Source organism: Pseudomonas sp. GD03862 (assembly GCF_029840855.1).
Classification (GTDB): Bacteria; Pseudomonadota; Gammaproteobacteria; order Pseudomonadales; family Pseudomonadaceae; genus Aquipseudomonas; species Aquipseudomonas alloputida.
This window is the reverse complement of sequence record NZ_JAOCDI010000015.1, coordinates 117,518-124,628: the sequence shown is the minus strand read 5'-3', so window position 1 is coordinate 124,628 and position 7,111 is coordinate 117,518. Positions and strand designations below refer to the sequence as shown.

Genomic DNA, 7,111 nt, shown 5'->3' with positions numbered 1-7,111 from the left:
GCGTTCCGTGCTGCTGAAAGGATTCTACTCTACACGAACTGCGCGGCGGCGTTCGCCGATGCCCAAGCCCACTGGAAGTTGAAACCGCCCAGGTGGCCGGTGACATCCAGCACTTCGCCGATGAAGTACAAGCCGGGGCTTTTCAGCGATTCCATGGTCTTGGACGACACCTCGCGGGTATCCACGCCGCCCAGGGTCACTTCGGCGGTACGGTAGCCTTCGGTGCCGGCCGGTACAACTTGCCAGTTCGCCAGCTTTTCGGCGATTTGCGCCAGTTCCGCCGGGGTGTACTGCTTCATTGGCTTCGACTCGAACCACTGCTCGGCCAGCAAGTTGGCCAGCTTGCGGGTGAACACCTCGCCCAGCACGGTCTTCAGTTCGGCGTTGGCGCGTTCGGCCTGCATCTGTTGCAGCCAGGAAAGCGCATCGCGGTCGGGCAACAGGTTGATCTCGACCGTGTCACCGGCTTCCCAGAACGATGAGATCTGCAAGATTGCCGGGCCGCTCAGGCCGCGGTGCGTGAACAGCAGGTTTTCGCGGAAGCTGGTGCCATTGCAGCTGGCGGTGCAGTCCAGCGAGGTGCCGGACAACTCGGTGCACATCGCCTTGAGTTGGGGCTCGGTGATGGTGAATGGCACCAGCCCGGCGCGGGTTGGCAGCAGGGTGTGGCCGAACTGGCGGGCCACCTGGTAGCCGAAACCGGTGGCGCCCAGGGTCGGGATCGACAGGCCGCCGGTGGCGATGACCAGCGACTGGCAGGCGAACTGGCCGCCGCTGGTCTGCAGCAGGTAGCCGCTTTCGGTCTTCTCGATCTGTTCGATGCTGGTGTGCATGCGGATCTCGGCACCGGCCTCGTCGCACTCGGCCAGCAGCATGTCGAGGATGTCGCTGGCCTTGTTGTCACAGAACAGCTGGCCGAGCTTCTTCTCGTGGTACGCCACGCCGTGCTTGCACACCAGCTCGATGAAGTCCCACTGGGTGTAGCGGGCCAGGGCCGACTTGCAGAAGTGCGCGTTGTGCGAAAGGAAGTTGGCCGGCTCGGTGTACAGGTTGGTGAAGTTGCAACGCCCGCCGCCGGACATGAGGATTTTCTTGCCTGGCTTGTTGGCGTGGTCGAGCAGCAGCACCCGGCGGCCGCGACGGGCGCTGAGCTGGGCGCACATCAGGCCGGCGGCGCCGGCGCCAAGGATGATCACGTCGGTGGAGTGCACGGTATGAACCTTCAGATTTGAAATGCTGAACCCTGTGGGAACGGGTTCACCCGCGAATGCGACGATGCATTTACTGCCGCGTTCGCGGGTAAACCCGCTCCTACGGGGGGCTTTGCCTGGCTTTAGATAATGCGGACTTTCAGGGCGCGACCCTTGATCTTGCCGCTGTTCAGTCGCTGCATGGCTTGCTTGGCCAACGCCCGCTCCACGGCCACAAACGCCTGGAAGTCGAAGATGGCGATCTTGCCCACTTGCTTGCCCGGGATGCCGGCATCACCGGTCAGGGCCCCCAGGATGTCGCCAGGGCGCAGCTTGTCCTTGCGGCCAGCGGCAATGCACAGTGTGGTCATCACCGGCAGCAGGGGCTCGCCGCCCTTGTTTTTCAGGCTGTCCAGCTGGTCCCAGCGCAGCGGGCTCTTCTGCAGCGCTTCGATGGCCTGGGCGCGGTGGCCTTCGGCCGGTGCCACCAGGCTGACCGCAACGCCTTTCTCGCCGGCGCGGCCGGTACGGCCCACGCGGTGCACGTGGATTTCGGCATCACGCGCCAGCTCCACGTTGATGACCATGTCCAGGCCATCGATGTCCAGGCCGCGCGCGGCCACGTCGGTAGCCACCAGCACCGAGCTGCTGCGGTTGGCGAACATGGTCAGCACCTGGTCACGGTCGCGCTGCTCCAGGTCGCCGTGCAGGGCCTGGGCGACGATGCCCTTGGCGGTCAGGTGGGCGACCACGTCCTCGCATTGCTGCTTGGTGAAGCAGAACGCTACGCACGATTGCGGGCGGTAGTGGCCGAGCACGCGGGTGACGGCTTCCAGGCGTTGCTGCGGGTCAATCTCGATGAAACGCTGCTCGATCTGGTTGTCGGTGTGCAGGCTTTCGACCTTGACCTGCTGCGGGTTGCGCATGAAGTCGGCGGCCAGTTGCTTGATGCCGGCCGGGTAGGTGGCCGAGAACAGCAGGGTCTGGCGGCGCGACGGGGTCTTGCCGATGATGCTGGCGATGGCGTCGAAGAAGCCCATGTCGAGCATGCGGTCGGCTTCGTCCAGCACCAGGGTGTTCAACCCGTCCAGGACCAGGGTGCCTTTGTCCAGGTGCTGCTGGATGCGCCCTGGGGTGCCGACGATGATGTGCGCGCCGTGCTCCAGTGAAGCGATCTGTGGGCCCAGCGAAACGCCGCCGCACAGGGTCAGGATCTTGATGTTGTCCTCGGCACGGGCCAGGCGGCGCAGCTCCTTGGCCACCTGGTCGGCGAGTTCGCGGGTAGGGCAGAGCACCAACGCCTGGCAGCCGAAGTAGCGCGGGTTGATCGGGTTGAGCAGGCCGATGCCGAAGGCGGCAGTCTTGCCGCTACCGGTCTTGGCCTGGGCGATCAGGTCCTGGCCTTTGAGGATGACAGGCAGGCTCTGGGCCTGGATCGGCGTCATCGAGGCATAGCCGAGGGCCTCCAGGTTGGCCAGCATGGCAGTGGACAGCGGCAAGGTGGCAAAGGCGGTGGATTCGGTGGTCACGAGGCGGGCCTGCGGTGCGAAGCGAAAAATGCCGCATAGTCTACCAGCCTCGTGGCCATTCGCCCTACGACTCCATGTGTTGTTCCGGACGACGGGCACGCCTTCCGTCCGTCGGCGCCAGCTGCAGGAAGATCGCCGCTGCCAGCATGGCCATTACACCGATGGTGACGAAGGTCAGCTGGAACGCGCCCAGGGTGGTTTCCACGCCTTCGGCGCTGCCTGCCGCAGTAAAGCCGCCCAACAGTGCGCCGGCGCAGGCCACACCCAGGCTCAGCGACAGTTGCGCGACCACCGACAGCAGGCTGTTACCGCTGCTGGCGCTGGCGTCGTCGAGATCGATGAGCGTCACTGTGTTCATCGCAGTGAACTGCATGGAGTTCACTGCGCCCAGAAGGCCAAGTTGCACCAACAGCAGCCAATAAGGGGTCTGCTCGTCCACCAGGCCCAGGCTTGCCAGCAGGATGCCCAGCAGCAAGGTATTACCGGTGAGGATGATGCGATAGCCGAACCGTTCGATCAGCGGTCGGGCAATGGACTTGGCCAGCATGGCCGCCGCCGCCAGCGGGATCATGCTCATGCCTGCCTGGGCGGGTGAGTAGCCCAGCGCGACCTGCAGCAGCAACGGCACCAGGAACGGCAGCGCGCCGCTGCCCAGGCGGGCGAACAGGTTGCCGAGGATGCCGATGGCGAAAGTACGCACGCGGAACAGGCTTGGCGAGAACAGCGGCTCCGGGTCGCGCCCGGCGCGCAGCCAGTACGCGGCCAGGCAGGCCATGCCGGCGAACAGCAGCAACATTACCCGCAAGTGCGGCAGGTGCAGCTCGCCCAGGCCTTCCATGGCAATGGTGATCAGTACCATGGCTGCGCCGAACAGCAGGAAACCAGGGCCGTCGAAGGTGGTGCGCTCGGCGCCGCGCAAGTCCGGGATGAACTTCCATACGGCAATGCAGCCAAGCAGGCCGACTGGCAGGTTGAGCAGGAAGATCCAGTGCCAGCTGAGGATCTCCACCAGCCAGCCACCGACCGTTGGGCCCAGCAATGGCCCGAGCAGGCCGGGGATGGTGATGAAACTCATGATCCGCACCAGCTCGCTGCGTGGGTAGGCGCGCAGCACCACCAGCCGCCCGACCGGCAGCATCAGCGCACCGCCCAGGCCCTGCACCACGCGGGCGAAGATCAGGAAGCCAAGGCTGTTGGCTGCAGCGCACAGCAGCGAGCCAAAGCTGAACAGCAAGATGGCGCTGAAGAAGATGCGCTTGGTGCCGAATCGGTCGGCGATCCAGCCTGAGGCAGGGATCAGCAGGGCCACGGTGAGCATGTAGGCAATGATCACACCCTGCATGCGCAAGGGGTCTTCGGCCAACGAGCGGGCCATGGCCGGCAGTGCGGTGTTGAGGATGGTGCCGTCCAGGGACTGCATGAAGAAGGCGATGGCCACCACCCAAGGGATCCAGCGGGCGGTGACGGGGTCCAGCGGGGTGCGTTCGGGCATGACGTCCTCGTTTGTCAGTGCCGGCCCTTTCGCGGCTAAAGCCGCTCCTACAAGGGTTACGCGTTCCTTGTAGGAGCGGCTTTAGCCGCGAAAGGGCCGGCAAGTCCAGTCACAATGTCAGGGTCAGGCCTTTGACCAGTGCCCCGGGCAAATGACTCGACCCGGTACTGCGCTGTCCATAAGTACTGGTCGACAGGATCATCTCGCGCTCCTGGGTCAGGTCCTCCAGCTGGCTGCCCAGCAAGGTGTACAGGCTGTCATCGAAGCGCATGGTACTCACCGGCCCCTGGATCTGCCCGTCTTCTACCCAGAAAGTGGCGAAGCGGGTCAGCCCGGTCATGCGCGCCGCTGGCAGGTCCGAGTAGTTCAGGTACCACAGGTTGCTGATGTACAGCCCGGTGCCAAGCCGCTGCAGGATTTGCTCGGTGGGCAAACTACCCGGCGCCAGGCTGAGCGCGCAAGGCGACTCGTAGCTGTCGGCGCCATTGGCCAGCAGCCCGAATTCGGCCGCACTGCGCGCACTGATCAACCGCTGCCGGGCCTCACCTTGCTGGATCAGCGGCACATCCAGGCGCGGCGCACCTTCATCGGAAAATGCCGGGCTAAGCGAGCCGCTGACCTGCTCGGTAAAACTGACCAGCGGGCTAAGCCGTGCATCGCCGTTGTACAGGCGCTGCAGAGCGCTGTTGCCAGTGGCCAGGGCCTGTGCGGAAAAGCCGCCCCAGCACAACATGCCGGCGACTTCGTCCATGGCCGCAGGTGCAAGGTAGGCGCGGTAGGTGCCGGGCTTGAGGGTAACTGCCGGGCGGCCGAGGAAACCCAACTGCTCTCGTGCTTGGCGCAGGCGTGCGGTGAAGTCGTCGGCACTCCAGGCCTGGCCGGCATAGTTGGCCTTCACTGCCTGGCCATTATCGTGGAACAGGCTCCAGTCGACGTTGAAACTGTTGGCCTGGTGCCAGCCGAAGGCGCCGAACGAGCTGGCGAAGCCGCGGCAGACCGGGCCGGCGGCGTAGATGCCGACCAGGTCCAGGTCACCTGCTTCACGCTCGAGCAGGGCCAGTACTTCGTTCAGTGCGGGCAGGGGGTGTTCCTGCAGGCTATGGCTGTGCCAGGCGTTTTCGTCCAGGCGCAGGTAAGGGTCGAGTGCCAGCAGCGGCAAGGTCTGGCGCAGCTGCTCGAGCGCAACGTTCAGGCGCTGGCGATCCAGTTGCACGTCGCCACTCAAGGTCACCTGCTGTTCCGCCTGGCGCCCATCGCGCACCAGCCGCAGTTGCGCGATGGCCTGGCTCACTTCGCCGGCCTGGCGCACCTTGGCATGGTTGAAACGCACGAACTGCGATTGCTCGGCACTGTAACCGAGGGTGAACTGCTCGCCCGCCTGAAGGGCGGTGCGCACCTCCCCGACCAGGGTTTCGAAAGCCTGTTTCATCACGCGTCTCCTCCGAATACATCGATCTGGCGGAACACACAGGCAGGCGAGGCGTGGCCGACCCGCACCACCTGATTGGGTTCGCCCTTGCCACAGTTGGGCGTGCCCAGCACCTGGAAGGTACTGTGGTCGCCAACCGCCGACAGGTTGCGCCAGAACTGCGCGGAGATGCCGCGGTAGTTGGGGTTCTTGACGATGCCCTTGAGCTCGCCATTTTCAATCAACTGGCCCCATTCGCAGCCGAACTGGAACTTGTTGCGTGCATCGTCGATGGACCAGGAACGGTTGGTACGCATCAGGATGCCGTGCTCGATGCCTCCGATCAGTTGCTCGAAAGACTGGTCGCCCGGCTCGATGTTGAGGTTGGCCATGCGGTCGATCGGCGCGCGGTTCCAGCCGCAGGCACGGCTGTTGGCCACGCCGTCCAGGCCAGAGCGGAACTGAGACAGCGCGCCACCCAGCGGGCGCAGCAGCAGGCCGTCGCTTATCAGGAACGCTTTGCTGGCCGGGGTGCCGTCGTCGTCATGACTGTAGCTGGCCAGCTCTTCGCCAATGGTCGGGTCGAAGGTCACGTTCAGCAGGCTGGAACCGTACTGCAGGTGGCCGAAGTCGCTGGTTTTGACGAAGCTGGTGCCGGCGTAGTTGCGCTCGTCGCCGAGAATGCGGTCCATCTCCAGCGGGTGGCCGATGGATTCGTGAATCTGCAGCATCATCTGGTCCGGCATCAACAGCAGGTCGCGCGGGCCACTAGGGGTGTTTGGTGCCAGCAGCAGTTGCAGCGCTTCGTCGGCCACCCGGCTGGCCGCGCCGACCAGGCCGCAGCGCTCGATGATCTCGAAACCACCCTGTTGGCCGAAGTTGTCGCGGCCCAGGCTGCGGCTTTGGCTGTCCTGGCCGTCGCTGGCGGTCACCCCCAGGCCCGGGAACAGGAAGCGCTGGGCATGGCGCAGTTCGGCGCCGGCCGAGTTCAGGTAGGTTTGCTCGACCAGGCTCAGCCCCAGGCTGGCCTGCCAGTCCACCAAGCGGCTGTCCTTGGGCACGCTGGCCGATTCGGCGGCGAGCAGGCCAAGGCAGTCGGCGAGGCTGGGTACGGGTTGGTCGAAGTTGGGCGAAACATGGTCGTGGCGTGCGCTGGTCACGGCTTGTTCGCGCAGGTCCAGCAGGCTGTGCCGGGCGATCTGCCGCGCCAGCGCCTCGGCTTGCTCAAGGGCGCGCTGCAGGCCAGCCTGGGACAGGTCGGCGGTGGCAGCGTAGGCCTCCACGCCATTGACCCGCACAGTGAGCATGGCGCCCTCATCCTGGTTGAAGAAGGGTGGTTCGGCGACGTTGCGGCGAACCGAAAGCGCCTGGTGCGACTGTTTCACATGGCGCAGGGAAAACAACTCGGCCGTACTGCGCAGCGCAGCAAAGCGCTGGCGCAGCAGGGCGCTGGAATCGAACATGCGGATGCCTCCGTGTACACGGTGGCTCC

General features: G+C 65.1%; 5 protein-coding genes. All 5 read right to left on the bottom strand.

What is annotated here, in order from left to right:
• Positions 1-29: 29 nt before the first annotated feature.
• Entirely contained in the window at positions 30-1,211 is a 1,182-nt protein-coding gene (locus N5D53_RS12615; protein WP_020190675.1) for an NAD(P)/FAD-dependent oxidoreductase, read from the bottom strand.
• 122 nt (positions 1,212-1,333) lie between these two features.
• On the bottom strand, positions 1,334-2,671 hold the full coding sequence (gene dbpA / locus N5D53_RS12610; RefSeq protein ID WP_230065385.1) for an ATP-dependent RNA helicase DbpA: 1,338 nt from the start codon (positions 2,669-2,671) through the stop codon (positions 1,334-1,336).
• 112 nt (positions 2,672-2,783) lie between these two features.
• Entirely contained in the window at positions 2,784-4,211 is a 1,428-nt protein-coding gene (gene mdtD / locus N5D53_RS12605) for a multidrug transporter subunit MdtD (protein ID WP_003249408.1), read from the bottom strand.
• 109 nt (positions 4,212-4,320) lie between these two features.
• Complete coding sequence (locus N5D53_RS12600; protein WP_104962671.1) at positions 4,321-5,640, bottom strand: TldD/PmbA family protein; 1,320 nt, start codon at positions 5,638-5,640, stop codon at positions 4,321-4,323.
• On the bottom strand, positions 5,640-7,082 hold the full coding sequence (locus tag N5D53_RS12595) for a TldD/PmbA family protein (protein WP_274139247.1): 1,443 nt from the start codon (positions 7,080-7,082) through the stop codon (positions 5,640-5,642). Before N5D53_RS12595 ends, N5D53_RS12600 begins: the two co-directional genes overlap by 1 nt.
• Positions 7,083-7,111: the final 29 nt, after the last annotated feature.